Source organism: Ruegeria sp. CK3, from assembly GCF_056536565.1.
The window spans coordinates 179445-203335 of the sequence record NZ_JBQFPV010000003.1 but is presented as its reverse complement, the minus strand read 5'-3'; the positions used below and the strand labels follow the sequence as shown (position 1 = coordinate 203335).

Sequence of the window (23891 nt, the reverse complement as noted above, 5' to 3'; positions counted from 1 at the left end):
TTCGAGAGCACGACGCGGGTTTGAGGCTTGTAGCGTCTCCGGATCTGTCATCTGGAAAAGGTATGGGTGGGAGCGCGGGCGCCTAGCAGGTTGGCCAGTTCCGGTTCAATGATGCCATTCGACTGCGTGTTTGAATGCTGCAGCCTTACTCGCATTGCGGACACTCGCTAGGTTCATCTAAAAATGCCTTGCAGACCCTGTTACTACGATTTGCACGGCAGGCACAAAGGACGCGTTTAAAGCGGCTTATTGAAAGAAGTAGCAGTTCTTTGATAAGCATGGCTGTGACTAGTTCAAAAAACGTTCGATTGGTATTTGCGTCGGCGTCTGTAGATGTCTCCTCTGCTTCCAACCCCACTTTCGCAAGTAAAATCAAACCGGTGAGACACCGTTCACATTAAGATAGATCGCGTAAAGGCTGCTTGTTCCCGCCGCAAAGAGCCGGTTTAATTTGGCCCCGCCAAAACAAACATTTCCTACCATCTCGGGTATGTGCACCTTGCCGATTAGATCTCCTTGCGGGTTCAGGCAATGAATACCGTCCGCGGCGGAACTCCAGATGCGGCCTTCACGGTCTGGCCTGAAACCATCGAACAGCCCCGCGGAACACTTCGCAAACACCTCGCCCCCCGTCAGAGTTTTTCCGTCGCTCGCGACGCCGAACCTGCGAATATGCGCCGGACCGTCTGGGTCATGGGTGATGCCTGTATCAGAGATGTAGAGAGTGTTCTCGTCCGGTGAAAAGGCCAAGCCGTTGGGTTTCACGAAGTCGGTGGCGACGGCTGTCACCTCGCGTGATGTCGGATCCACACGAAACACATGGCAGGCCCCGATTTCGCTTTCGGCGCGCTCCCCTTCATAGTCCATCATGATCCCATAGGAGGGATCGGTGAACCAGATCGACCCGTCCGATTTGACAACGACGTCATTAGGAGAGTTCAGGCGCTTTCCCTGCCATGCGTCTGCCAGAATCGTAACAGAGCCGTCATGTTCAGTCCTTGTGACACGCCGGGTCAGATGTTCGCATGACACCAACCGACCCTCGCGATCCACCGTGTTACCATTGGCATTGTTCGAGTGCTGCCGAAACACTGAGACCGAGCCATCGGTGTCATCCCAGCGCATCAAGCGGTTGTTGGGGATGTCAGACCAGACCAAATAGCGCCCGGCGGCAAACCAGGCTGGCCCTTCGGACCAACGGGCGCCGGTCCACAACCGCTCGACTCGCGCGTGGCCGATGAAACAGGCTTCGAACTCTTTTTCGATGACCTCAAATCCGGTGCCATCCAGAACGCCGTACATCCATTTGCTCCTTTATTTGTCCTTTAGCCGCCGCCGAACCTGTGCGTTCGTGGCGTTTTGGGGTCAGGCCACAGATAGCCTGACGTGTATCCTCAGCCCTGCAGTTCATTCGGCAGCAAAGCACCGGGCATGTTCTGATAACTGACCGGGCGCAGCCATCGCGCAATACCGAGAGTGCCGACAGAAGTCGCGCGCACATCGGTGCTGGCCGGGTATGGCCCGCCATGCATCATCGCCGAACACACCTCGACACCAGTAGGGAAGCCATTGGCCAACAAACGTCCGGCTTTCTCTTCGAGAATAGGCATCAGAGTGCCGGCGAAGTCATGATCTGCATCATCCATGTGCAGCGTCAGGGTCAGTTGGCCTTCCAGTCTTTCGGCAAGAGCCACCATCTGATCCGTGTCGTCGCACAGAACGATGATACCCGCTGCGCCAAACACTTCGTGCTGCAATTTGGGGTTTGCCATCCACTCTATAGCGCTGACTTTGAAAAGCGCAGGCAGGGCTGCGCGTTTGCCAACGGCAGAACCGCAGGACGTGACCTCGGTCATCAGATCACGGAAGGCGCGGACGCCCTGTTCGTATGCATCGAGGATACCGTCGGTCAGCATCTTCTGTTCCGCCGCTTGGTTCAGTGCTGCCACACACGCGGTTTCTAATGCGTCGGCACCTGGCCCATTTAACATGACCGCGACGCCGGGGTTGGTGCAGAATTGTCCTGCCCCCATGGTCAGCGAAGCTGCCCAGCCCGCGCCAATCTCTGCCGCACGCGCGTCCATAGCGGTGGGCAGACAGAACATTGGGTTGACCGAGCCAAGCTCGCCGTAAAATGGGATCGGGTGTGGACGCGCATGACACAGATCATAAAGCGCCCGGCCTCCGGCCAGTGATCCGGTAAAGCCAACGGCCCGAATATCTGGATGTTGCACCAGAGCCGAGCCAACCTCGCGCCCTGACCCTTGCACGATCTGGAACGTGCCCGCTGGCATGTCGCAGAGCTCAATCGCCTTGGCGATGGCCTGTGCCACCAATTCGGCGGTACCCGCATGGGCGCTGTGGCCCTTGACGATCACCGGGCATCCAGCGGCCAAAGCCGAGGCGGTATCCCCGCCCGCCGTTGAAAAGGCGAGCGGGAAGTTCGACGCACCAAAGACGGCCACCGGGCCGATGGCTTTGTGCGTCAGGCGCAGATCAGGGCGGGGGAGTGGCGTCCGATCAGGAAGTGCGCCGTCTTTGCGGATATCGAGATACCCGGTCTCTTCGATCAGATCGGCAAACATGCGCAACTGCCCGGTGGTGCGGCCGCGTTCGCCCACCAGGCGCGCCTCGGGCAGTCCAGTCTCTGCCATGCCGGTCTGGGTAATCTCCTCCCCCAGAACGTCCATCTGCTCGGCAATCGTGCGCAGGAACGCTGCTCGCTCGACCCGCGATTTGCCCGCAAACGCGCGAAAGTCACGGCGAGCGGCTCGACAAGCCTCGTCGACCTGCGCAGCTGTCGCCTGCGCAAAGTTCTGCCCGTCCAGATCATCTGAGGCGCGCAAGTTGTCAGAGCCGACCCATTTGCCGTCGATCAGGTTTTGTCCAAGGATCATCTTATTTTCCCCACTTCAGAACCATCGGGTCCAAAGGTTTCAAAAGGTCGATCAACCGGTCGCGGATCGCCGGTTGAAGCGGGTCAATCGGGTGGCGGCAGAACTCGGATCGGATCACGCCGCCTTCAACCATCGCCGCCTTGCAGGACTGCCAGCCGCATTGGCGGTTTTCGTGGTTGATAACCATCGCCACGCGCCCGTAAGCGGCGGTTGCCTCATCAATGCGACCTGCATGGTGATGGGTGATGACCGGCTTGATCTGGTCCACGATCATACCCGAGGTCATCGAACCCGTGGCCCCCGCATCCAGATCGGCCAGCAGGGTAATCCCCTCTTCACCATCAAACGGCGCTTCAATCGCGTCGCCGCCTTCGGCAATCAGCGCCCGCAGCTTGTTGGCCGCCCGAGGGCATTCGATCTTGAACAGCTTCACCATCTCGATCTCTTGCGCCATACGCACCAGCAGAGGCACCGGCAGGTCGACACCCGACAAAGGCGCATCCTGCACCATGATCGGAATGCCGACCTCGCCCACGGCTGCAAACTGTTGATAGGTCTGCTGTGCGTTCCCTTTCAGAAGCGCACCGTGATAGGGCGGCATCATCATCACGATGTCTGCGCCCAAGTCCTTGGCAAATTGCGCCCGTTCCACCGCGATCTGCGTGGCGAAATGGCTGATCGTCACAATCATTGGAACACGTCCCGAGACGTGCTCAAGGCTGAGCCGAGTCAAAGTCTCGCGCTCGGCATCAGAGATCAGGAACTGTTCCGAGAAATTCGCCAGAACACAGATCCCATCCGCGCCCTGATCGATCAGACAATCAAGAACGCGCTTCATCCCGTCAAGATCAAGCGTTCCGTCCTCGTTGAACGGTGTTGGCGCAACTGGCCAGATACCGGTGTAGGTCATGATTTACTCCGTAATCTGGAAGTGTTTGAGGTGTTTGTCCGTGATTTCGATCCCAAGACCCGGCGTATCGTCATCCAGATCAAGGAACCCATCAACGGCTTCGGGGTCACCTTCGAAGATGTAATAGAAAAGCTCATTTCCGACCTCGATATCAAAGACGGGGAAGTACTCGCTGATCATGCAATTGGCGTTGGCCATGGTCAGATGGTAATTGTGCATCTGGCCCGCATGGGGGATCACGGGCACCTGAAACGCCTCGGCAATCGCATTGATCTTTTGCGCTGCGGTGATGCCACCCACCCGGTTCGTGTCATATTGAAGGACCGATACGGCCTTTTTCTCGATCAGGTCCTTGCAGCCGATGACCGAGAATTCATGCTCACCGCCCGAGATTGGCACGATATTCATCGCATTCAGCTCGCGGTAGCCTTCGACATCATCAGCGATGACCGGTTCCTCCAGCCAGCGGGGTTCGTATTTGACCAGTTTAGGCAGCATCCGCTTAGTGTAGTCGAGATTCCAGCCCATGTAGCATTCGAGCATGAGATCGACGTCATAGCCGATGACCTCGCGTACGGCCTCGACCCGCTTGAGGTTCTCGCGCATCCCAGCCATGCCGTCTTTTGGCCCCCAGCCAAACCGCATCTTATAGGCGGAATAGCCGTGTTTTTGTGCCTCGGCGGCCTCGGCCTGCATCACGTCGATAGGCCCGGAATAGAGCTTGGAATAGTAGACCGGGATTTTTTCCTTGGTCCGACCGCCCAGCAGCTTGAAAACCGGTTTGCCCGCCAGCTTGCCCATCAGGTCCCAGATCGCCAGATCGACGGCCGAGATCGCGATCATCCCGATCCCTTTGCGCCCCCACGCATGGCTGCGGCGGTACATCTTTTCCCAGAGGTAAGCATAGTCGAACGGGTCTTCGCCGATCACCAGCGGAGCAAACCATTCGTCAATGGCCGCCTTGACCACCGAAGGAGCCAAGGCCGCGTTGCCGATACCGATGGTGCCGTCTTCGGTCTCGATCTCGCAGGTTAGCCATTGGTGGAACCGGAAAGACGACATCGCATCGCCTTTTTCGTACAGAACGTCCGAGGCATTGGTGCAGAAATTGCCCGTCGGCGGCACGGTAGGCCCGGTCCAGTTCCAGACGCGCGTGCGCACGGATTTGATTTTGGTCATCTTTGTCTCCTCAGTCCGCGCTGCGTTCGTCGCGATGTGTTTTCGCCATGCGCACCAGCAGATCGAACGTCTGCCGTGTTGCGCCCGGGTTGGCCTTGTTCTGTCCGGCGATATCAAAGGCTGTGCCATGCGCGGGGGTTGCGACCGGGATGGGCAAGCCGCCGGCCACGGTCACGCCGCGCTCAAACCCCATCAGCTTGATCGCGATCTGGCCCTGGTCGTGATACATGGTCACTACCGCATCGACCTCGCCCCGCTGCGCCTTTAGGAACACGGTGTCCGAGGGCCACGGGCCGGTCACATTCATCTGTTTCTGCTGAGCCTTGCGCACGGCGGGCTCCAGAATGTCGATCTCTTCTCGACCAAACTTGCCATTGTCCCCAGCGTGGGGGTTCAGGGCTGCTACGGCGATGTTCGGGCGCGCGTTGCCCGCTTTGCGCAGCGTGTCATTGGCCAAACTGACAGCCTTCAGGATCCCGGTTTCGGTGATATTGGCCGCCACATCCTTCAACCCGATATGTGAGGTCACGCGGGTCGTCATCAGCTCATCCAGAACGTTGAGTTCAGAGTGATAGCCGGTATGCCCCATGTAGCGCGCCATGTAGCGGTGCTCGTCCTCGGCATTCAGCCCGGCGGCGGTCATAGCGGCCTTGTTGAACGGGCCGAACAGGATACCATCCACCTTTCCCGCCATCGCCAGATCCATTGCTTTGTCGAGACAGCGGAGCGACGTCGTACCGCCCTCGACGGTGACCTCCGCGATCTTCACGTCCTCGGGCGCGATGGTGTCGAGTTCAAGATGTGACAGGCCCGGTTGATTTGCCACTGCATCCACCGTGTTGATCGGCACGTTCAGATCAGCCTGTTCCGCGCCGCGCTTCCACAGGTGACTGTCTCCAACAAGCACAATGTCCGCGGCCTCCTGCACGCCCTCCTGATTGAGCAGTTTGGCGATCAGTTCCGGTCCGATCCCCGAAGGGTCGCCGGGCACAATAGCGATACGAGGCTTGGTCATGCCGCGTTCTCCCAGTGTTTTGAAAATCCGTCGGGCAAGATGACCATCACGTCCGGTTCCTTGCCCGTGTCAAAGGTCTGCACCACCTCGAACGTATCAAGGTTGAACCGCTGCACCTGTTCGCAATCGATAGCGATATAGGCAAAGGCAGCCTCATCATCGATGCACAGTGCCAGCGGGTTCGCGGGCGTTTTCTGTTCGTGCAGCATCTCGCCCGTGGCTTCATCGAATACCGAGAACGACCCCCCGAAATGGTTCATCGTCACCAACCGGTTGCGTTTCTCGTCGTAGTAGATGCGGCAGGGATCATCTGGCGTTGGAAAGGTGCGCTCGATCTCAAGCGTACCGGTGTTGACCACGGCGACGGTGTTGGAGATACGCTGAGAGGTATAGAGCGTCTGTGCCTGTTCACGCAGACAGCGCCCTTCAGGTTTCTTTCCGGTTTTGATTGGGATCGGCGAAACCGACGCATCATAGGGATTGAACACGGTCACGTTGCCTGAGGTCAGGTTCATTGAGTACGCTGTTCGCCCGTCTCTGGTCAGCGCAAACAGATGACACTTGGTGCCGCCGGTTGGCGTGATGTGATCCCAGCCTTGATCGAAGGCACGGGGGTTTTCCTTGACCAGCAGATGGCCTGTCCATTCGGACAGCACGTAGAGACGCCCCTGCCCGTCTAGCCCAATCCCGTGTGGACGGGCATGCTCACCCAGATCGTAGCTGTGCACGATTTCCTGTTTGCGGATGTCGATCACGATCACGGACCGACCATCGGTGCCTTCGATACCGGAATTCTGCACGCCGTAATGACCGACATAGGCATAGTGAAACTCGTCATCGACCACGAACTCATGAGGGAAATGCGGCAGACCCAACCGCCCCTGCCGGGCACCGGTTTCAATGTCATACCAGCTTACGCAATGGCTGCATTTTTCAATCAACATCATGGATTGCGCCATTCGGGCTCTCTCCGTCTTTGGTTACTTCATGTGCCTGTGGCCAGTCCCGTTAGGGCCAGCCACAAGCAGGTTTTTTAGCGCTCCAATGCGCCCACGCCCGAGAACCGGAACGCTTCCTGTTCCAGCGCATCAATCTCCTCAGCGCTCATCTGGTCATGCGCGACGGTGATACGACCCAAGAACACAAAGGGCAGTTCGTCCTGCCGGCCCTCCATATGCGCCTTGATCGCTTCGGCTGTCGCCGCCCCCACATCGTCACCCATGCGCATCGGGGTCGCGTCCAGCTCGCCCCGGCGAATGGCGTCCAGCTCAAGGCCGGTGCCGCCCCAACCGGTCGAGAACACGTCTTTCTCTTTGCCGACCGCAAGCTGAGCTTCGACCGACCCCATGGCCATCGCGGTGTTGGCGTTATGGATGATGGTGGCTTCTGGATAGGCTTGCAGGATCAGGCTGGTGCCCTCAAAGCCGCCTTCGCGCTGGTACTCACCGTAATGTTCGTAAACGGTGGTCCAGTTGCCTTTCTCTTCGACGCAGGCCTTGAAATCACCTGACCGCTGGTCGTCGGTAATGCCAGGAATTCCGCGGTTCATAGCCATCGTGACATCGCTGCCCAGCCGTTCCAGCATATAGTCGCACATGGTCAGGGCACCGGCCGCTGAGCTGAAGTCGAACCACGCGTCGGGCTGATTTTTCAACTCCTTTGGCGGCGTGTGGAAGGCCCAGACGAAGGTCGCAAACCCGTCACTTCCGGCCATCTTGTCGATATTGTCAGCTTGGATGGCCAGTTCCGACGGGCCGAAGATCACGAAGTCATAAAGGTCCGCATCCTGAACCACCTGATTGGCATAGGTCGATTGCAGGCTGTGTTCGATCTGACGGCTGGCAAACTCGGTTGTTTCATACTCAATCCCCAACTCGTCTAGACGTTTGGTCATCGCCAGATAGTTGCGCGCCCAGAAGTCGGAGGTGTCCGCAGAAGGATAGATCAGTGCGATCTGCAAAGGTGCATCCTGAGTGCCCTCATACTTAACCGCCTCAGCCCCTGTCATTGCCTGCAAGGCTTCCAACTTGCCGTCGGCATTAACCTCGCCCGGGACCCAGTAGTCCCGATCTTCGATACCCGGCAGTTCCTTCAGCGGTAGCTTTCCGTGCCCATCAGCAAAGGCCGCAGTGGCACACAGGCAGAATGCGCTTGTCGTCAGTAGTGCTTTGTTCAATTGTTTCACGGTAAGTCCTCCCTTTCGCGAACATTGTGGGGTCTTGCAGGTGCGCCAGGACTCCTACCTCCGGGCGCACCACTTTTGTTTGCCTTAGCCGCTTGGCGTAGGCTCGGTTGCCAGTCCCGCCCCAAGGGCCAGCAACAGGATCAGAGCGCCGATCAGAGCGGCGGAAAAGCGGATGAGTTTCTGCGCCTCTTTGCTGCGCAAACCCGCCAGCAGGCCATGCGCCCCGTCCCGGTCTTTCTTTTGCATCCAGGTGTAGAGCGCGACCGAGCTGACGATCACCACGCCCGAGGCGACGGATTGCCAGAAGAACTCGATCCGCAGAGTCACCAGTGCGTTGATCATCATCGACAGCAGCAGCACACCGGCCAGAGAGCCCAGCATCGAGGCGCGCCCACCGAACAGGGACGTACCGCCCACGACAACCGCCGCAATGACGTGCAGGTTGAAATACGGGGCCGAGGTCGCCTGAATGGCGTTCAACTTGCCGGTCAGCATGACACCAGCCATCGCCGCAGCGGCACCCATCAACACATAAGCATAGATCTTATGCCGATCGACGGCCACGCCAGTCATTTCACTGGCTTCCGGGTTCGAGCCAATGGCAATCGTGTAGCGCCCGAAATAGGTGCGTGTCAGCACGACATAGCCAATGGCCATTGTGATCAAGCCCAGCACCACAGGCACCGGAATAAAGCCCGGAATCTGGCCACGTCCGATTTCGGTGATCAGATCGGGGAACCGTGCGAGCACCAGACCTTTTGCAATCACCAGCGCCAGGCCGCGATAGACAAGGTCCATTGCGAGGGTTCCGATCAGGTCCGGCACTTTGAAGCGGGTAATAACCAGACCGTTGATCAATCCCATGATCGCACCCAGCACAATCGCCAGAGGAACAGCTACCCAGGTCGGGAACCCATATTGCTTCACCAGAAAGGCCATGAGAATGGCCGATAGCGCCGCGATCGAGCCAATCGACAGGTCAATCCCGCGCTGGGTGATGACAAAGGTCATCGCCATCGCCATCGGCATATACAGCGCCGCATCCAGCAGGATCAGATTGAGGTTAGTGAGGCGGAAATACCGGGCCGGTTCCGCGATCCCCATGAAGATGAGAATGGCCAGGATCATCACCATCGGGCCGATAAAGGCCAGATAAGGCTCCAACCGGTCCATGATGGTTCTTTGTTCAGTGTTTGTCATCGCCGCGGACATAATGTTCTCCTTCACGCAGCTGCATCCTGGGCGCCGACAATCAGGCCCAGAACGTCTTGAACGGAACTCTCCGCAGTTTTAACAACGCCAACGGCGCGGCCCCGGCGTTGCACATGCACGCGGTCCGCCACTTCGAACACGTCATCCAGCGAGTGCGAAATAAGGATCACAGCAAGGCCCTGTTCACGCAGCGCCTTGATGAGTTTCAGCGTCCGCGCCGTTTCCTGCGGCCCTAGCGCGGCGGTAGGTTCGTCCATCACCAGCAAGCGCAGGTCTTCGTGATAGACCGCGCGCGAAATAGCGACCGCCTGGCGTTGACCGCCTGACAGGCTTTCCGTCATCACATCCATCGACCGCAGCCGCACACCAAGACGTTCTTCCAGAACCCGAGCGGCCTCAGATTTCATGCGTTTGTTGTCCAGAAACGGAATGCCGAGAACGTTCCTGGTCAGCTCGTTACCCAGAAACATATTGGCCGCCGGTGTCAGATGATCGGCAAGTGCAAGGGTCTGATAAACCGCGTCGATCCCGTTTGCGATTGCGTCAGAGTGGCTGGCCATCTCCAATGGTTTTCCATCCATCAAAATGTGACCTTCGGTGGGTTGATAAACTCCGGTCAAAATCTTGATCAGGGTGGACTTGCCCGCCCCGTTGTCCCCGACTATGGCGAGTACTTCACCCGCATAGGCCGTCAGATCAACATCTTGCAGCGCGGTCACCCCGCCGAACCGTTTAGTTATTCCCAGCATTTGAACCAATGGCTGTTCGCTCATGGTTTCCTCCTTTGCGCAAAGCTCCGCCAGGGCGGTCGAAAGACCGCTGAGTTGGCTTTGCGCTTTGTCATCTTTTCGAGCGGGGTCCTCGCCTATTCAGGCAAGGACCACCGGATCGGTTATTTGCCCCAGATCTTTGCGTAGGCTTCGCGATAGGGGCTGTCCGGGTCGAACTGATTGCTATCGCCCAGCTTGGCCAGACCTTCCTCGGTAACCAGTGCGGGCGACGTGACATAGCCCGAGCACGCCTCGCCCTGAATGGCACGGTTCAGTTCATCGACCAGTTGCCAGCCTTGCAGGTTAAGTGGCTCGGCCACGGTGATTGTCTGGTAGTTGCCGCTGCGGATACGCTGAAACGCAGCCTCTGATCCATCACCAGCCGAGCCCGCTTGAGGCCCGTCGTCTGACGAGATACCCGCCGCCGCCAATGCAGGCCCCATGAAGTCAAAATACAGATCGTTGATCGCAAGCGCGTGGGTCCACTGGTCGCCATATTTCTGCAACAGGCTCGTGGTCAGTGGCCCCATCCGGGCCGAGGTATCGGCGATTGGCGTATCGACATATTCCAGCACGGTACCGCCCGCAGCTTCGATAGTTTCTTTGATCCGGTCGGCCTTGTCGATGGCGATCTGATAGGTCGAGTCAGTGAAGATGATCGCCCCCACCCCGTCGCCGCCGTCTTCCATGGCCCATTCAGCAGCCACTTCGGACACTGTCATCGCGTCGGTCGAGACATTGGCAAAGATGCCTCCCGGCGCGTCACATCCGATCTTGGGACCGGAATGCCACGCGACCATCGGAATACCAGCACTGACAACGCCTTCCAACGCGGCCTGCTGCTCAATGGCGTCAAAGCCATTGATGATGATCCCATCCGGCTGCAGCGCCAGTGCCTGACCGATGGCCCCGGTCCGGCCTTGAATGGACCCCGCTCCATCCAGCACGCGCACGTCCCATCCAATGGTGCCAACTGCTTCCTCGACGCCATTGGTCACCCCAAGAATGCCACCATTTTTCAGATCGCCAGCAACGACGACAATTGATTTGCCCTCGGCGGCTTTGGGTCCGCTGGTGGGGCCGTCAAACGCTGTCTCGGCGGTCACCGGAAACCCCAAACCTGTGAGCAGCGCGGCAGCGGATACCGCCATGAAAGTCCGTTTCAGCATAATCTCCTCCCTTATGCTGTTTACTTTTTGGCGCCTTTGCGACGTTGAGCGTAACCGGCGATACCGATTGCGATCAGAAGCGTGACACCGTTGAACATCGGCTCGACCCAGAAGGATCCACCGAATTGCTGAATGCCCGAGATACCAACAGCCAGGATCGCGACACCCACGACTGTTCCCCAAACATTCACGCGTCCCGGCTTGATGGTCGTGGACCCAAGAAAGGCCCCGACCAAAGCAGGTAACAGGAATTCAAGACCGACCGAGGCTTGCCCGATCCGCAATTTCGACGCCAAGAGCACGCCCGCAAAGGCGGTAATCAGCCCCGAAGACATGAAAGCGCCAATGACGAATTTCCTAGTCGGAATACCGTTCAGCTGCGCAGCGCGCTGATTGGCGCCAATCGCGTAGAGGTACCGACCGATGGGCGTGTATTCCAAGATCAGCCACATCGCGACCGTGATCCCCAGCACGTAGAACCCGGTGATCGGCAGACCGAAAACAAAGGTGCCGTTGATGGCATAGAAACTCTCCGGCAACGCGCCGACCATCTGACGTCCGCCTGTGTGCCACAGCGCCAGCGCATACAGGACCGTGCCTGTGCCCAGCGTGGCAATAAAGCTGTCGATCTTGGCAACCTCGACCAGCAGACCGTTCAGGAAACCAGTCAGCAAGCCCAGCAGCAGAACAATCGCCACCGCAATCGGCCATGGGATGCCGTACAAGGTCTGTAGAGAGATCGCCAGGATATGCCATAGTACAATCCCATACCCGACCGTCAGGTCGATACGGCCTGCCGCCATCGGTATCATCGCACCCAATGAGAGAAGCGCAATTATCGCCTTGTCCGAGATAATCGCCCGTAGGTTCAGAAGCGTCGGGAAGGTGTTTGGCAGGAGAATCGAAAACAGGATGATCAGAAAACCTGTCAGCAGAACCAACCCGTAAACCGGCAAGAACCTGAAAATTCGAGTTCTTAACGAGGCGTCTTTCAACTCGGCCTTGGTCGGTTCCAGCGCATTGGATTCAAGCGATTGCATAGTCGTATTCCTTAACTTGCCACGGCGTTCGAGGCCGAGGCAGCCTGTATCAGGTTTTCAGTGGTCAGTTCGGTGCCGGTCAGTTCACGCACGATCTGACCCTGGCTGAAGACAATGGCGCGGTGGCAGATGGCAGCGACTTCCTCGAAGTCGGTTGAAACGACGATGATGCCGACGCCTTCCTCCATCGCGCGGTTCAAAAGCGCGTAGATTTCCGCTTTGGCCCCAACATCGACACCCGCGGTCGGATCTTCGCAGATTAACAGCTTGCGTTTGGTTTCAAGCCAGCGCCCGATGACAACCTTTTGTTGGTTCCCGCCCGACAGGCTCTCAATCGTCATGCTCTGATCATTTGGAGACAGGGCCACGTCACCACCGATCCGCGCGGCGCTCTCTGTCTCGGCCCGGTGACCCATGAACGATAGCAAGGACCGCCCGATGGCCGCGGGGTTCAGGAAGGTGTTCTCGCGGATGGTCAGCGACATCGCGACCGATTCCTCGGTTCTGTCCCGCGCCACCAAACCGATCCCAGACGCCATCGCAGTCTGCGGAGAGCTCAGGTCAGGCGTTTCACCATGCAGGGTTATCTGGCCACTAAAACCTTCCGACCCGAACAGTGCACGAGAGACATTTTCATGACCTGCCCCGCGAAGCCCGACAAGCCCGACGATTTCATTTGTCTGCAACTTGAAACTGACGTTATGCGCTGCTTCCATGTTCAGGCCAGACACCTCAAGCAGCGTCGCACCCGGAGGTGCGTCTGGCTTCATCACCTGCCGTGTCTTGCGACCGACGATCATGTAAACTAGCTCTTCGGGAGTTGTATGGTCGATGCTGCGCAGACCGACCATCTCGCCGTCTCGTAGCACGGCAACCCGGTCAGCAATCTGAAATATCTCGTCCAGCCGATGCGACACGTAGATCATGCCGACGCCTTGTTCCTTCAACGGGCGCAGCGCTTCGAACAGTCGCTCGACCTCATCTGCGGGCAGAGATGCGGTTGGTTCATCCAGAACCAAATAGTCGCAATCCACCGCCAAAGCGCGGGCAATCGCGACCAGAGATTTCTCGGTTCGCGACAAGTCCTGCACCCGCGTGGTTGGCTCGAATTCACACCCCACCTTGTCCAGCGCGTCCTGAGCAAAGCTCTCCACGGATTTCCAATTGATCAGACCGCCTTTGCGGGAATAGCCCAGAGCAAGCGCAATGTTCTCGGCCACGGTCATCCATTCGATCATGCCCAGATCCTGGTGGATAAAGGCAACGGACTGACGCTCGCCAAAACCACCCGGGCGATGTTCGTAGGGTTCGCCATTGATCAGAACCCGCCCTTCATCCGCCTTGTGAATGCCGCCAAGGATTTTGATGAGGGTCGATTTGCCAGCTCCGTTTTCGCCAAGCAGGGCAACAATCTCACCACGCTCGACGTTTAGCGAAACATCCCGCAGCGCATAGGTGCCGCCAAAATGCTTCTTTATCCCGTCAAAGAACAGATTGTTTTGTGCAGTGCCGGGCACGGCAGTCTCCTCCTGGACCTGGGTGACCCTGATGCTCCTCAACATCGTATTGAGTTACCCGTAACGTTACGCTAGCATTCGCACAGACCCGGTCATTGTCAATAAAAAAGAGTTACCCGTAACGTAAATGAGCAGTGATACTGATAAATCAAGCAAAAACAACAAAGTAAGCCTTGCTGAGGTGGCGAAGGCTGCGGGCGTGTCGAAGATGACAGCCAGCCGAGTCCTGCGCGACGAAGGTGGGTTTTCGGAAAAAACGCGCGCCAAGGTCATGGCCGAAGTGGACAGATTGGGCTACCTGCCGAATCGCTTGGCGACCGTTTTCGCGGGTGACAAGAAGTCCACTTTTGTCGGGGTCAGCATCCCCGAATTGGGCAACGAGATTTTCGCGCAGGTTCTTGAGGGCATCGACCGAAAACTCGGTGCGTTTGGGCACCAAACTGTGCTCGGCCTCACCGAGCACGAAATCGACCATGAGGAAAAATGGATCGAGACGGTGCTTTCCTGGCAACCTGCCGGGCTGATCATCACCGGTCGCTCGCACAGCCAAAAAGCGATCCAAATGCTACGCGGCGCAGGTATCCCGTTGGTCGAAATCTGGGATTTCAATTCAAGCCCGTTGGACATGTGCGTGGGGCTCAACCACTTTGACAGCGGCTACAGTATGGGTCGTTATCTGGCTGGAATGGAGTATCAAAAGTTCGGCTATGTCGGCACTTCACATGACGTCGCAAATGCCGCAACCGCACGTCTGAACGGATTTTCCAAGGCCATCGAAGATGCAAACGGGCGGCTTGAAAAACAATTGCTGTTGAAGGACACGCCAGGCTTCTATACCGGATTTTACGGCACCGAGCAGCTGCTTGCCTCCCACCGCGATATCGAAGTTGTTTTCTACCAGAACGACAATATGGCGATTGGCGGGCTTCACTATGCTCAAAAAATCGGATTGAGCGTTCCGAACGACATTGGAATTGCCGGATGGGGCGACTTACCCATTTCAGCGATTCAACCCTATCGGTTGACGTCAATTGCAGTACCCCACCTTAAGATTGGACAGATCGCAGCCGAGATGGTTCTGGCCCAAATAAATGGGGAGCCAACGAAGTCCACCAAGGACGTCGGATTTCGGCTTATTCCTGGGAGTACGGTAGGAAAAACCTGACCGAATGGGTAAGTTGGGAATAGCCGTTAAGGCGGTGCAAGAAATGTGGCCTGACTTTCCCGGCCCATTACTACCCTTCGCGAGTACGCCGGGATGCGACCCTTCGAACTAGCTACTCGCTGCAAGCCCAAAGCTGCGTCCCTTTCAGAGGTCGGCAGAGCGAACAAAGCCGCCATTCAGTCATTGGTTGGTTCGTAGGGATCCGGCGTTCCTGGGGGGATCGGAGGAAACTCCTCGAATGTAGCAAGGTGTTCCTGCAACTGCGGCAGCGCCTTTTCGGCCGCCCATGTGTGTGGGAAGAGAACGCTTTCGCGCTCGTGTGGATCATTCAGAAGGTTATAGACCCTTGGTGTGTCGAAAGACTCCGTCGCGCCAAAGGCCGTTGTGTTCTCTTTGAACAGAACTTTCCAATCCTTCCATTTTACACCGAATATCTGCTCGCCCATGTAGACAATCACGCCTTCTCGGTTCGATCTCGGCTGGACGCCCAGAAAGAACTCGGACTGGTCGATGCCATCAAAAGCCCGGTCGTCCGGCACTTTGCCTCCTGCAAACGCCGCCAGCGTTGGAAAAAGGTCCATCGAGTGGACAACGTCGTTGCTTTCTGAACCAGCGGGGATCTTTCCAGGCCACTTGATCGCAAAAGGCACGCGCATGCTGCCTTCGAGGCTGGTGAACAGAGTGCCGCGCCAAGGTCCTGCAGTACCATGTACCGCAGGAACCGGCGAGACATTGGCGTTTCCAACCGGAAGAGCTTCGGGGCCGTTGTCTGCAGTAAATATCACCACGGTGTCGTCGGATACGCCTGCCGCCTCGATCGCATCAACGATACGTCCAATATAGCTATCTGTTTTAAGTAGAATGTCGGCCCAGACGCCGTTTCCAGTAGCGCCATCAAACTCCTCGGACGCGATATTTGGATAGTGGGTCTGCGTGTAAGCAAGATAGATGAAGAATGGCACGTCTTCGGCACTCTTAGCTTCGATAAAATCGATGGCCTTTTTCGTCAGGTCGCCATCTATCTCGCCGCGGTAGTCCAAGTCATAGTCCCGCGCAACGGTCGCCGGTTCGCCTGCAATACCCTGCATCACAACTGGCTCTTCCATGTTTGCTTCGGCAAATCCCGGAAGCGTGCGCCAGACTGTAACGTCCGTGGTTTCAACACCGTAAAACTCGTCGAATCCTTGATTCGTTGGATAGCGCCCGTCGGTCCATCCAAGGTGCCATTTTCCGTACATGGCCGTGTTGTATCCGGCGTCTTTGAGCATCTCGGCCATCGTGATTTCCCACTGTGTCAGACCGTAAACGCCGCCTCCCAGTGGGACTGTATGGTTTCCGCTCCGAATGCCATATCGTCCTGTCATGGTTGCTGCGCGAGACGGCGTGCACTGACTCTCGACGTTGAAGTTCGTAAGCCTTAAGCCCTCAGCGGCCAGAGCATCCATTTCCGGAGTGGCGGTGCCACGAATGATTCCACCGCCATTGAACCCTGGCTCACCCCAGCCAAAGTTATCGAGAAAAATAAAGACTATATTGGGCTTGTCCTGAGCTGAGGCGACAGTGCCAATTAGAAGAGAAAGCAACAGTAGGAATGTTCGCGAAAACCGCTTCATGATGACGCTCCCTATAGATATCATTCGTTCGAGACTGGCGAAGTTGGATGCCTGCGGGCGAAAATGACCGTCTTCTAAGGGCTCGCTTAGAACTTTGGCAGCACCTTGAACGAACGGCAACTTTCAGGTCCAGAGTAGCCAGCAAGCGAAGCGGTCCGGTGGCAATTCGTAAAAAGCGGAAAGTAAACTTCCCGATTTTGGATGCATCCTTGAAGTGTGCATTCTGTGTCATGATACGCGACTTAGAACAGCAAAACTTTCAAACCTTCTGTGGAGTGAATTGTCTAACGGTTCCACCTTAGGCTTCTGATGCAGGCTGTCGTTTCTTTTCAGGCCAGAATTCGTCAACCACGACATAGGCAACAATTACGAAGATCGCAGCGCTGGCGACTTGCAGAACTCGCGTAATACTCTTTACGTCAGCTTCGTCGGAAAAGGGCGCAATTGACCCACCGTAGACGATCAAAGCAGTCGTAATTGCAGAGCCAGCGGCGGCGGCGAGCGGGGCTTGTGATTTTCCAAGTGCTCCGAGGGTCAGACAAAAGAAAAAACACAGCAGAATAGAGGTGAGAATGACCGGGGCTATTACGTTTACTTCGTAACAAATGATGGAGACTGCCGCCCCAAGAAGGTTAGCCGTCAGCATTGCTTTCGCTACGGTTTTGCCCGCCGCAGGCATCGCCGCGAGTTGCTGGCTCAGCAGCGCGACAAAAAACAGAACCAGTAGTGCAGATGCACCTGAAACAAAGAACGCCATAGCAAACGGAACTGTGACAAGTGACATCCTGACGATGCGGCGATGTGGGTCAAAGTCTGACGACGTTGCTGCTTTCTTCTGAGCGGCCGTCGGAGGTTCAGCGGGAATTAGCACAAACATCAGCGTTGAAACAAAGCCCGCAAAAAACAAATTCAGCGGTATCCAGTACACGAGCACCAAGGCCAAATCCTGCGATTGCAGAACCAAGTTCGGGATCATCAACGCCCCCATGAGAGCGATAACACCCGGCAATACTCCGGCACCAGAAACCGACCAAACGAAAGACAGGATTATTCCAATCGCCACGAGGATGAGAAACACAACAGGATATGGTGAGAAAATTGAGGACAGCAGGAACGAAATGAACATCAATCCAATTGAGAAGACAAACAGCTTGCCAAATGCCGCCAAAGGCAATGCGGCAGGCGCTTGCAGAAACAGTGCAGTGAATACCGCCCCGACGACTGCGAGTGGCCAACCAAGAAACAAGCCCAACGAAAAGACACCGGTCACACCCAGCGCAAGCCGGGCGACAGAGCGCTGGTCCTCAGTACGCATAGGACAGAATTGAAACCACGCGGATATAGGTACGGCCGACGAGGTTCAGCAACGAGTTGTCACTTAGATACATAATCACATCGGCCTGCCCGTTCAGCTGAAAGCGAAGGTCATCTTCAGCACTTCCAGCTTCATAACCGGGTAAGACGATCCTGACCGGGAACCTTTCAGGCTCTCGCAAGAACCCCTTGGTACTTGGTGCGCTTGCCAATTGCCCGGGTTCATCACCACCACTCAAAGACACAGCGGCACTGAAGCTCTCAATGACGCCAGGGACAATCTTACCGGGATGCATATCCAATACCACATCAACCGGAGACCCTATCGACGCTCTTCCCAGGTTGTTCTCAGTAAAATACGCCTCGATCCAGACGTCTGTTGCATCCAGAAACGTCAATAGATCTTGCCCTGATCGGGCATACGTACCTGGGGCTATCAGCAAGTTTGAGATGACACCTGTTGCCGGAGCACGCAGTTCAGTCCATTCAAGGTTCAGTTCCGCATCCGCCAAAGCAGCCAACGCGCGCTGGATCTTCGGGTTTTCAACCCCATCGTCACCGAGCCTCTGCTTTGCTTTTTCCAGATCCGCTTTTGCGTTCTCAAAGTTTGCCTCAGATTCTGCAAGCTGCCCTCGCGCATCATCAGCCTTTGAGACGGCAATCAGCCCTTTCTTTTCGAGCGCAAATACGCGCTCAGTCTGAAGACGCATAGTGTCGAGATCACTCTGCGCCCTCGCCAGTTTGGCCTGAGCGGCGCTTACTTCGGCTGACGAGGCACCCACCTCCTGAGTGGCCGCCTCGAGATCGGCTTGGGCTTTGTCACGATCGATTTCGTACGGTCTGGCATCAATGCGAACTAAAACATCCCCTGCCGAGACCACCTGACCGTTTTGAACAAGAACCTCGGTCACCGTCCCAGTGACCTGCGGAACGATCTGGGTCGCCACGGCCTTTACTCTGGCATTTCCTGTGAACGGTGTCTTTCTGTCAGCGACCAGATACCAGACGAGAAAAATGAGAATGACGGCTAATGTCGACCAGATCGTCTTCCTCATTCTGCAGCTCCTTCAGCGGCGTCTTCGCTAACCGGTGGTGCGTCAATCCAAACTTTGAACAACTCATAGAAGACCGCAAACAATACGGGTCCCATGAAAATGCCGATCAAGCCATAGGCCATCATGCCTCCCAGAACCCCGATGAGGATCACAAGCATCGGCGTTTCAAGGCCTTTTGAGATAAAGACGGGGCGCAGGAAGCTGTCCATTATGGTCACGGGAATGGCCAGTATGGTGAAGATCAAAGCTGCACCTCCGGACATGGAACTCCATGCATAGATGATCACTGGTATAAGCACCAAACCGGGTCCAATCTGGATGATCGAGAGGATCAGGCAGACAAACGCCAGCGTAGCGGCCGAGCCTATCCCAAACAGCACCAACAATATCCAAACGACGACGGCTTGAATGGCGGCGACACCAATTACACCCTTAGTGACATTTCGGATCGTTGCGCCTGCCAGAGTAACGAATTCACCACCACGCGGCGCAAATACACGGTTGGCAAAGCGCTGAAGGCCCTGAACCATACTTGGTCCGGGACTGAACAAAGCCCCCATTATCAATACCGACAGGGCAAGGCCAAGAAGCCCAATTCCGATCCCCAAAACCTTACCAAAAAGGGACTTGGTGATTTCAAGAATTTGGGTGCCGTATTTTGCAAGCGCACCGTCCAGATTCCGCTCGAACATGCCCCAAACATCAGCAATTTTCCCGCCGACTACCGGTAGTTCCTTGAGACCTTCGGGTGCTGGAGGGATTTTTATTTCGCCTTTGTCGGCCTGTTCCGCAAACTCGGATCCAAGTTCAGCAGCACCGGAAACCGCAGTTGCGACAGGCCCCAGGGTCAGAACAAGGCCCAACAAAACCAAGATCGTCGCTGCAAGCTTCTTTCGCCCTCCCAATTTGGATTGCATCCAATCAAACACCGGATAGAGCGCCACGCAAAGGATCGTTGCCCAGATGACCACGCTTGCGAGCGGGGCCACCATGACCAATGCGCTATAGAGAAATAGTCCGAGAAACAGCAAGCGTATCGCTAGATCGACAATCTTTGCGTCCTGAGTTTTTTCCATTCCATCCCCCTGGGTTTGTTTTCTGATTATTATACTCAAAAAACGTTATATGTATATTATTTTGAGATTGGGCTGATCACCTATCGATTTGAAGACACAAGTGAATCCGCAATAGGGTTTGAAATGCGCTGGCAATCTGATGCCTGTGCACGAACTCGGTTGGACGAAACCAGGTGCAGTTTATTCGTCTGTTTTCTTGTCGTCTTGGGATAAGATCGTATCAGCCACAGTGGTCGCAGCAGTCACAAAAACGCCCAGCCCTACAATGATGTAAAACATTGTGAAGATTTTCCCCACTGCGGTTTCAGGTGAAAAATCACCAAACCCTACGGTCGAAATTGTAACGACAGAAAAGTAGATTGAGTCGAGCCAACTCCAACCTTCTACAAAGTGGTAGAAGACCGAGGCCCATAAAATCATTCCGACCGTGAAGGCCAAAAGGCCTTTCACTCTGCCATCCTTAAAGGCCGTTCGTATCCCTCTGGTGATTCTGGTAAGCGCGTTCATTGGACTACCTTAGCAACTGACACATAATTACATAGCAGTTTTCGAATTTATTATGAATCGCCTATCGTCGTTTGGTCAAAGACCCTATTCAACTTCATGAGCAAGCCTGCCGTTCCATTCTTCTGTCGAAACTTTGGGTTCAGGCGGATCTGCTATGTAGGACGGTGTCATGATCTGTGTTCCGTTTTCATTGAACACTTCGACTATATTCTCGCGAAGATCGGACAAGATTTTGGGCAAGCTCGATCCACGCGACGTATACGCATTGATCTCATAATTGATCGCGTAGTCAGCCAGTTGCGTCCAAAGGACAAAGGGTTCCGGCGTCTTTTTCAAACCTTGAGTTCGAAGAGCTGCCTCCACAAGCATAGCTTTGATTTTCTTCGGAGGTTCCTCGTATCCGATCCCGACTGAGGTGTGAACCAGCAGTCCTCGCCCATCCACTTTGCGCGAGTAATTCACAACCTCGGAATTTAATAATTGAGAGTTTGGAATACTAATCATCTCGTTTTTTATCGACTTGATGAGTGTTTCCATCAGCTTGATTTCGGTGACATCCCCTATCTTGTCGCCAACCTGAATGCGATCGCCAATGTTTGTACTGCGTCTATAGATAACAAACAGGCCCGCCATCATATTTGAAACAACAGTGTTTGACCCGAGCGAAACCATGATACCTGCGAGAATGGTCAGACCCTGAAAAGCTCGTGAATCAGACCCTGGAATGTAAGGGTAAGCGAATACGAGCGCGATCACGATGATCAATGCCCTGACCAGCATTTTCGTAGGTGCAATCCAATGGTCTTCAAAGTCCTTGATCTTGAAAGCACCATTCTCGAGGTTTTCAAAGAATAGATCGATGCCACGAATGGCCATTCTTGTAACAGCGGCAATGATGGCGAGCATGATCAGGTTTGGAATGTAGCTCATGATTGCCAAGACAACGCTGATGAGCGGCTCACTGACATACTTCAAAAGGATTTGAGCAATACCCTGTGTTTCGGCGAAAGAAAGCAGGACCAGAGAAAGATAGTAGTAGAAGAAGAACAGAAAAAGGACCCACATCAAGATGTGAATTGAATAGACGATGATCGACGCGATAGCCCTGCTCCTTAAGATGGACTTGGTGGCTTCCTCGACTCCTTCCGCCCTCTTCTCCAAGATTTTTCGGATGTATTTCAATAGCTTTTTACGTTTTGCAAAAAATCCATACGAAGCCAAAGCAAAGATTACCGTCCAAGCAAATGCCGCCATGGCACTGCCCACCCTGCCCTCATTGGACCGACCTTCTCGGTATTGGAGGATTGCCGCCTCGATCGCTTCGGATTGAAGCCCCGCAAGAACCTCAATGGCCATTTGTTCGTGTTCAGCATCCGCTTGCGTGGTGATGGTTACCATTTGTCCATCCGCGCGGATTAGTTTTCCGAACTCAGCATCCGAAATCTGCATCTGGACCGTTTTGCTTTGAGACGCATCCGCGACCTGAGCAATTCGCTCTTCGATTTTTGCCGCCCTTTCAATGGCAGGCAATGCGCTCGATCCTCGAACCACGAACAACTCCGCGCCGTCTATAACGACCGGGGCTATGAACTCGGGATCGTCTCTTTCTCCGGGTGTAACGAGGATCTCCTCGGACTGGGCAAACGCGACATTGCACAAGAGAAGAAAAGATACGAACCAAACTGAAAAAGCTCTCATGAGTTTGCTCCTTCCACAGGTATCAAGTGAACATCCCGTTGTGGGAACGGGATCGAAATACCTTCTTCGTCAAACCGTTCCTTTGCTTGACCCGTTAGGTCCCAATAGACTGTCCAATAGTCGTCTGATTTGGACCACGGTCGGCAAAAGATATTGACAGAGTTGTCACCCAACTCACCCACAAAGACTTCTGGCTCCGGCGTTTTCAAACACAGCGCATGTTGGGCTGCCAAGTCTTTCAGAACGTCAATTGCCTGGGCTGCGTTGTCCGAATAGGCGATGCCAAAAACCAGATCGACCCGACGTTCTTCAGATGCGCTCACATTGGTGATCACATCCCCCCAAATCTTGCTGTTTGGCACCACGATGATCTGGTTATCGAACGTTCTGATCTTGGTCGAAACAACTGACATCTCGTCCACAAAACCTGATGAACCACCGACCTGAATATAATCGCCGGTATCGAACGGCTTGAGAACCATGATCATCAGACCGCTTGCAAGATTGCCCAGAGTTTCCTGCAAAGCGAAACCGAGAATAAAAGACAAACCGCCAAGCACCGCAAACAGCGGCGTGACATTCACTCCGAAGAGAGCCAATACGATGAGTATGCCAAGCACAAAAACAACCCAGTAAACCGTTGTGGCTATGAAGCGCTTCAGCATCCTGGAAATCGTTGGAATTTTGCCCAGACCGCGTTCGGTGATCCGTCGCATCATTCTTGCGACAAACATCATGGCCCAGACAGCGAACAAAACGCCCAGGGCAGCCATCAGTACGCCAACGCCGCCATCCCAAGAAAACAGCCAAGCCCAGGCGTTCTGAAAAAGTGTTTGAATATCGGTCGTCTTAAGAGCGCCAGCTTTCAAGGCAAGAATATAGTCGGTGTGAGGCTCTAATTCTTCCGCCTTTGCTCCTTTCAAAGTCCAGGCTTCAAGCACCAGTCGGTAGTTGTTCAGAAAATCTGATCCAGATGCACTTAAGGAAGACAATTGGGACCGTAAGCTGGCCTCTTGCTCTCCTTTTGCTGACCGAAGCTGCAGGTTGATTTGTGCGACGTCTTCGAGTTGCGATCGCACGTAACCCTGCCAACTACCTGCGACGTCAGATAACTCTTCAGCCGTTAACGGGACGAGTAGGATTTCCAAATCATCTGCAGGGATTGTTTTTTCAACCACCTCTTCCAACAAGTTGTTGTTTTCCAGCACAACAATTTCCTGCTCTGGTTCAGTGACTTGAGCGACAACAGGAAACCCATTCGACGACACCGCAACGCACCAAAATAGTAACCAGACCAGTCTAATTCTGCGCAGTCGTTTCATTTGAAGTCCTCTACTCCTATAGCGCTTGAGGAGAGCATAGGAGGACCCATCAAATCTAGACTTATGTTTATTCTTGCATGTTTAAGTGCTGGCAACAGCTATGTTAGGTGCGTCTCGTGGTAGAAAATGGCGATCACTCCAATGAGCCGATTTTACTGCGATGCGAAAATAGAAAACACATTTTTGCAGCCCTTCTAAGCTCGACCAAAATGGGAAACTGGCTTCATCAGATGTGGACACTTTTGGA

Annotated in this window: 20 protein-coding genes; 1 reads left to right on the top strand and 19 read right to left on the bottom strand. The window is 55.2% G+C overall.

The features are described 5' to 3' along the window. Positions 1-372 precede the first annotated feature (372 nt). The 12 genes from ACR0C3_RS05220 to ACR0C3_RS05165 form a co-directional block, all read right to left on the bottom strand. Complete coding sequence (locus ACR0C3_RS05220) at positions 373-1302, bottom strand: SMP-30/gluconolactonase/LRE family protein (protein WP_480757521.1); 930 nt, start codon at positions 1300-1302, stop codon at positions 373-375. A 92-nt stretch (positions 1303-1394) separates the two neighbouring features. Then, on the bottom strand, positions 1395-2897 hold the full coding sequence (locus tag ACR0C3_RS05215) for an aldehyde dehydrogenase (NADP(+)) (RefSeq protein WP_480757520.1): 1503 nt from the start codon (positions 2895-2897) through the stop codon (positions 1395-1397). A 1-nt stretch (position 2898) separates the two neighbouring features. Then, positions 2899-3810: a dihydrodipicolinate synthase family protein gene (locus tag ACR0C3_RS05210; RefSeq protein WP_480757668.1), complete on the bottom strand. Its 912-nt coding sequence runs from the start codon at positions 3808-3810 to the stop codon at positions 2899-2901. After that, positions 3811-4986, bottom strand: a complete 1176-nt coding sequence (locus ACR0C3_RS05205) for an L-rhamnonate dehydratase (protein ID WP_480757519.1) — start codon at positions 4984-4986, stop codon at positions 3811-3813. Between the two features lie 10 nt (positions 4987-4996). Beyond that, positions 4997-6001, bottom strand: a complete 1005-nt coding sequence (locus ACR0C3_RS05200; protein ID WP_480757518.1) for a 4-hydroxythreonine-4-phosphate dehydrogenase PdxA — start codon at positions 5999-6001, stop codon at positions 4997-4999. Beyond that, positions 5998-6960: a YncE family protein gene (locus ACR0C3_RS05195; protein WP_480757517.1), complete on the bottom strand. Its 963-nt coding sequence runs from the start codon at positions 6958-6960 to the stop codon at positions 5998-6000. The genes ACR0C3_RS05200 and ACR0C3_RS05195 overlap by 4 nt, the downstream gene beginning before the upstream one ends. Before the next feature lie 74 nt (positions 6961-7034). Then, positions 7035-8186, bottom strand: coding sequence for a substrate-binding domain-containing protein (locus tag ACR0C3_RS05190; RefSeq protein WP_480757515.1), 1152 nt, complete (start codon positions 8184-8186; stop codon positions 7035-7037). A gap of 84 nt (positions 8187-8270) precedes the next feature. Further along, positions 8271-9398, bottom strand: a complete 1128-nt coding sequence (locus tag ACR0C3_RS05185) for an ABC transporter permease (protein WP_480757514.1) — start codon at positions 9396-9398, stop codon at positions 8271-8273. An 11-nt stretch (positions 9399-9409) separates the two neighbouring features. After that, on the bottom strand, positions 9410-10171 hold the full coding sequence (locus ACR0C3_RS05180; protein ID WP_480757512.1) for an ATP-binding cassette domain-containing protein: 762 nt from the start codon (positions 10169-10171) through the stop codon (positions 9410-9412). A 119-nt stretch (positions 10172-10290) separates the two neighbouring features. Continuing rightward, positions 10291-11337, bottom strand: coding sequence for a substrate-binding domain-containing protein (locus tag ACR0C3_RS05175; protein WP_170644348.1), 1047 nt, complete (start codon positions 11335-11337; stop codon positions 10291-10293). Positions 11338-11357: 20 nt separating this feature from the next. After that, positions 11358-12377 carry an ABC transporter permease gene (locus ACR0C3_RS05170; RefSeq protein WP_480757511.1) on the bottom strand — a complete coding sequence of 340 codons (1020 nt, stop codon included), beginning with the start codon at positions 12375-12377 and terminating at the stop codon, positions 11358-11360. Between the two features lie 11 nt (positions 12378-12388). After that, a complete protein-coding gene (locus ACR0C3_RS05165; protein ID WP_480757510.1) occupies positions 12389-13894 on the bottom strand; it encodes a sugar ABC transporter ATP-binding protein in 1506 nt (501 codons plus the stop codon). A 127-nt stretch (positions 13895-14021) separates the two neighbouring features. Between ACR0C3_RS05165 and ACR0C3_RS05160 the strand changes: the two genes are divergently transcribed. Beyond that, positions 14022-15059 carry a LacI family DNA-binding transcriptional regulator gene (locus ACR0C3_RS05160; protein WP_480757508.1) on the top strand — a complete coding sequence of 346 codons (1038 nt, stop codon included), beginning with the start codon at positions 14022-14024 and terminating at the stop codon, positions 15057-15059. Between the two features lie 176 nt (positions 15060-15235). Here ACR0C3_RS05160 and ACR0C3_RS05155 read toward each other — a convergent pair whose 3' ends face one another. From ACR0C3_RS05155 to ACR0C3_RS05125, 7 genes are all read right to left on the bottom strand, one after another. Beyond that, entirely contained in the window at positions 15236-16792 is a 1557-nt protein-coding gene (locus tag ACR0C3_RS05155; protein WP_480757507.1) for an arylsulfatase, read from the bottom strand. A 178-nt stretch (positions 16793-16970) separates the two neighbouring features. Beyond that, on the bottom strand, positions 16971-17987 hold the full coding sequence (locus ACR0C3_RS05150) for a DUF2955 domain-containing protein (protein WP_170473361.1): 1017 nt from the start codon (positions 17985-17987) through the stop codon (positions 16971-16973). Further along, the gene (locus ACR0C3_RS05145; RefSeq protein ID WP_170377197.1) at positions 17977-19041 is read right to left on the bottom strand and encodes an HlyD family secretion protein; all 1065 of its coding nucleotides are present in this window, start codon (positions 19039-19041) and stop codon (positions 17977-17979) included. Before ACR0C3_RS05145 ends, ACR0C3_RS05150 begins: the two co-directional genes overlap by 11 nt. Continuing rightward, positions 19038-20117, bottom strand: coding sequence for an AI-2E family transporter (locus ACR0C3_RS05140; RefSeq protein WP_170377195.1), 1080 nt, complete (start codon positions 20115-20117; stop codon positions 19038-19040). The genes ACR0C3_RS05145 and ACR0C3_RS05140 overlap by 4 nt, the downstream gene beginning before the upstream one ends. A gap of 180 nt (positions 20118-20297) precedes the next feature. Next, a complete protein-coding gene (locus ACR0C3_RS05135) occupies positions 20298-20567 on the bottom strand; it encodes a potassium channel family protein (protein ID WP_475220604.1) in 270 nt (89 codons plus the stop codon). A 141-nt stretch (positions 20568-20708) separates the two neighbouring features. Continuing rightward, positions 20709-22322 (bottom strand): mechanosensitive ion channel family protein, encoded by a 1614-nt coding sequence (locus ACR0C3_RS05130; protein WP_480757505.1) that lies wholly within the window; start codon positions 22320-22322, stop codon positions 20709-20711. Beyond that, a complete protein-coding gene (locus tag ACR0C3_RS05125; protein ID WP_480757504.1) occupies positions 22319-23644 on the bottom strand; it encodes a mechanosensitive ion channel family protein in 1326 nt (441 codons plus the stop codon). The genes ACR0C3_RS05130 and ACR0C3_RS05125 overlap by 4 nt, the downstream gene beginning before the upstream one ends. Between the last annotated feature and the right edge of the window lie 247 nt (positions 23645-23891).

Coding starts and splice junctions, on each gene's coding strand:
- ACR0C3_RS05220 (WP_480757521.1), bottom strand. CDS start 1,302: ATGTACGGCGTTCTGGATGGCACCGGATTTGAGGTCATCGAAAAAGAG.
- ACR0C3_RS05215 (WP_480757520.1), bottom strand. CDS start 2,897: ATGATCCTTGGACAAAACCTGATCGACGGCAAATGGGTCGGCTCTGAC.
- ACR0C3_RS05205 (WP_480757519.1), bottom strand. CDS start 4,986: ATGACCAAAATCAAATCCGTGCGCACGCGCGTCTGGAACTGGACCGGG.
- ACR0C3_RS05200 (WP_480757518.1), bottom strand. CDS start 6,001: ATGACCAAGCCTCGTATCGCTATTGTGCCCGGCGACCCTTCGGGGATC.
- ACR0C3_RS05195 (WP_480757517.1), bottom strand. CDS start 6,960: ATGGCGCAATCCATGATGTTGATTGAAAAATGCAGCCATTGCGTAAGC.
- ACR0C3_RS05185 (WP_480757514.1), bottom strand. CDS start 9,398: ATGTCCGCGGCGATGACAAACACTGAACAAAGAACCATCATGGACCGG.
- ACR0C3_RS05180 (WP_480757512.1), bottom strand. CDS start 10,171: ATGAGCGAACAGCCATTGGTTCAAATGCTGGGAATAACTAAACGGTTC.
- ACR0C3_RS05175 (WP_170644348.1), bottom strand. CDS start 11,337: ATGCTGAAACGGACTTTCATGGCGGTATCCGCTGCCGCGCTGCTCACA.
- ACR0C3_RS05170 (WP_480757511.1), bottom strand. CDS start 12,377: ATGCAATCGCTTGAATCCAATGCGCTGGAACCGACCAAGGCCGAGTTG.
- ACR0C3_RS05160 (WP_480757508.1), top strand. CDS start 14,022: ATGAGCAGTGATACTGATAAATCAAGCAAAAACAACAAAGTAAGCCTT.
- ACR0C3_RS05150 (WP_170473361.1), bottom strand. CDS start 17,987: ATGCGTACTGAGGACCAGCGCTCTGTCGCCCGGCTTGCGCTGGGTGTG.
- ACR0C3_RS05145 (WP_170377197.1), bottom strand. CDS start 19,041: ATGAGGAAGACGATCTGGTCGACATTAGCCGTCATTCTCATTTTTCTC.
- ACR0C3_RS05140 (WP_170377195.1), bottom strand. CDS start 20,117: ATGGAAAAAACTCAGGACGCAAAGATTGTCGATCTAGCGATACGCTTG.
- ACR0C3_RS05130 (WP_480757505.1), bottom strand. CDS start 22,322: ATGAGAGCTTTTTCAGTTTGGTTCGTATCTTTTCTTCTCTTGTGCAAT.
- ACR0C3_RS05125 (WP_480757504.1), bottom strand. CDS start 23,644: ATGAAACGACTGCGCAGAATTAGACTGGTCTGGTTACTATTTTGGTGC.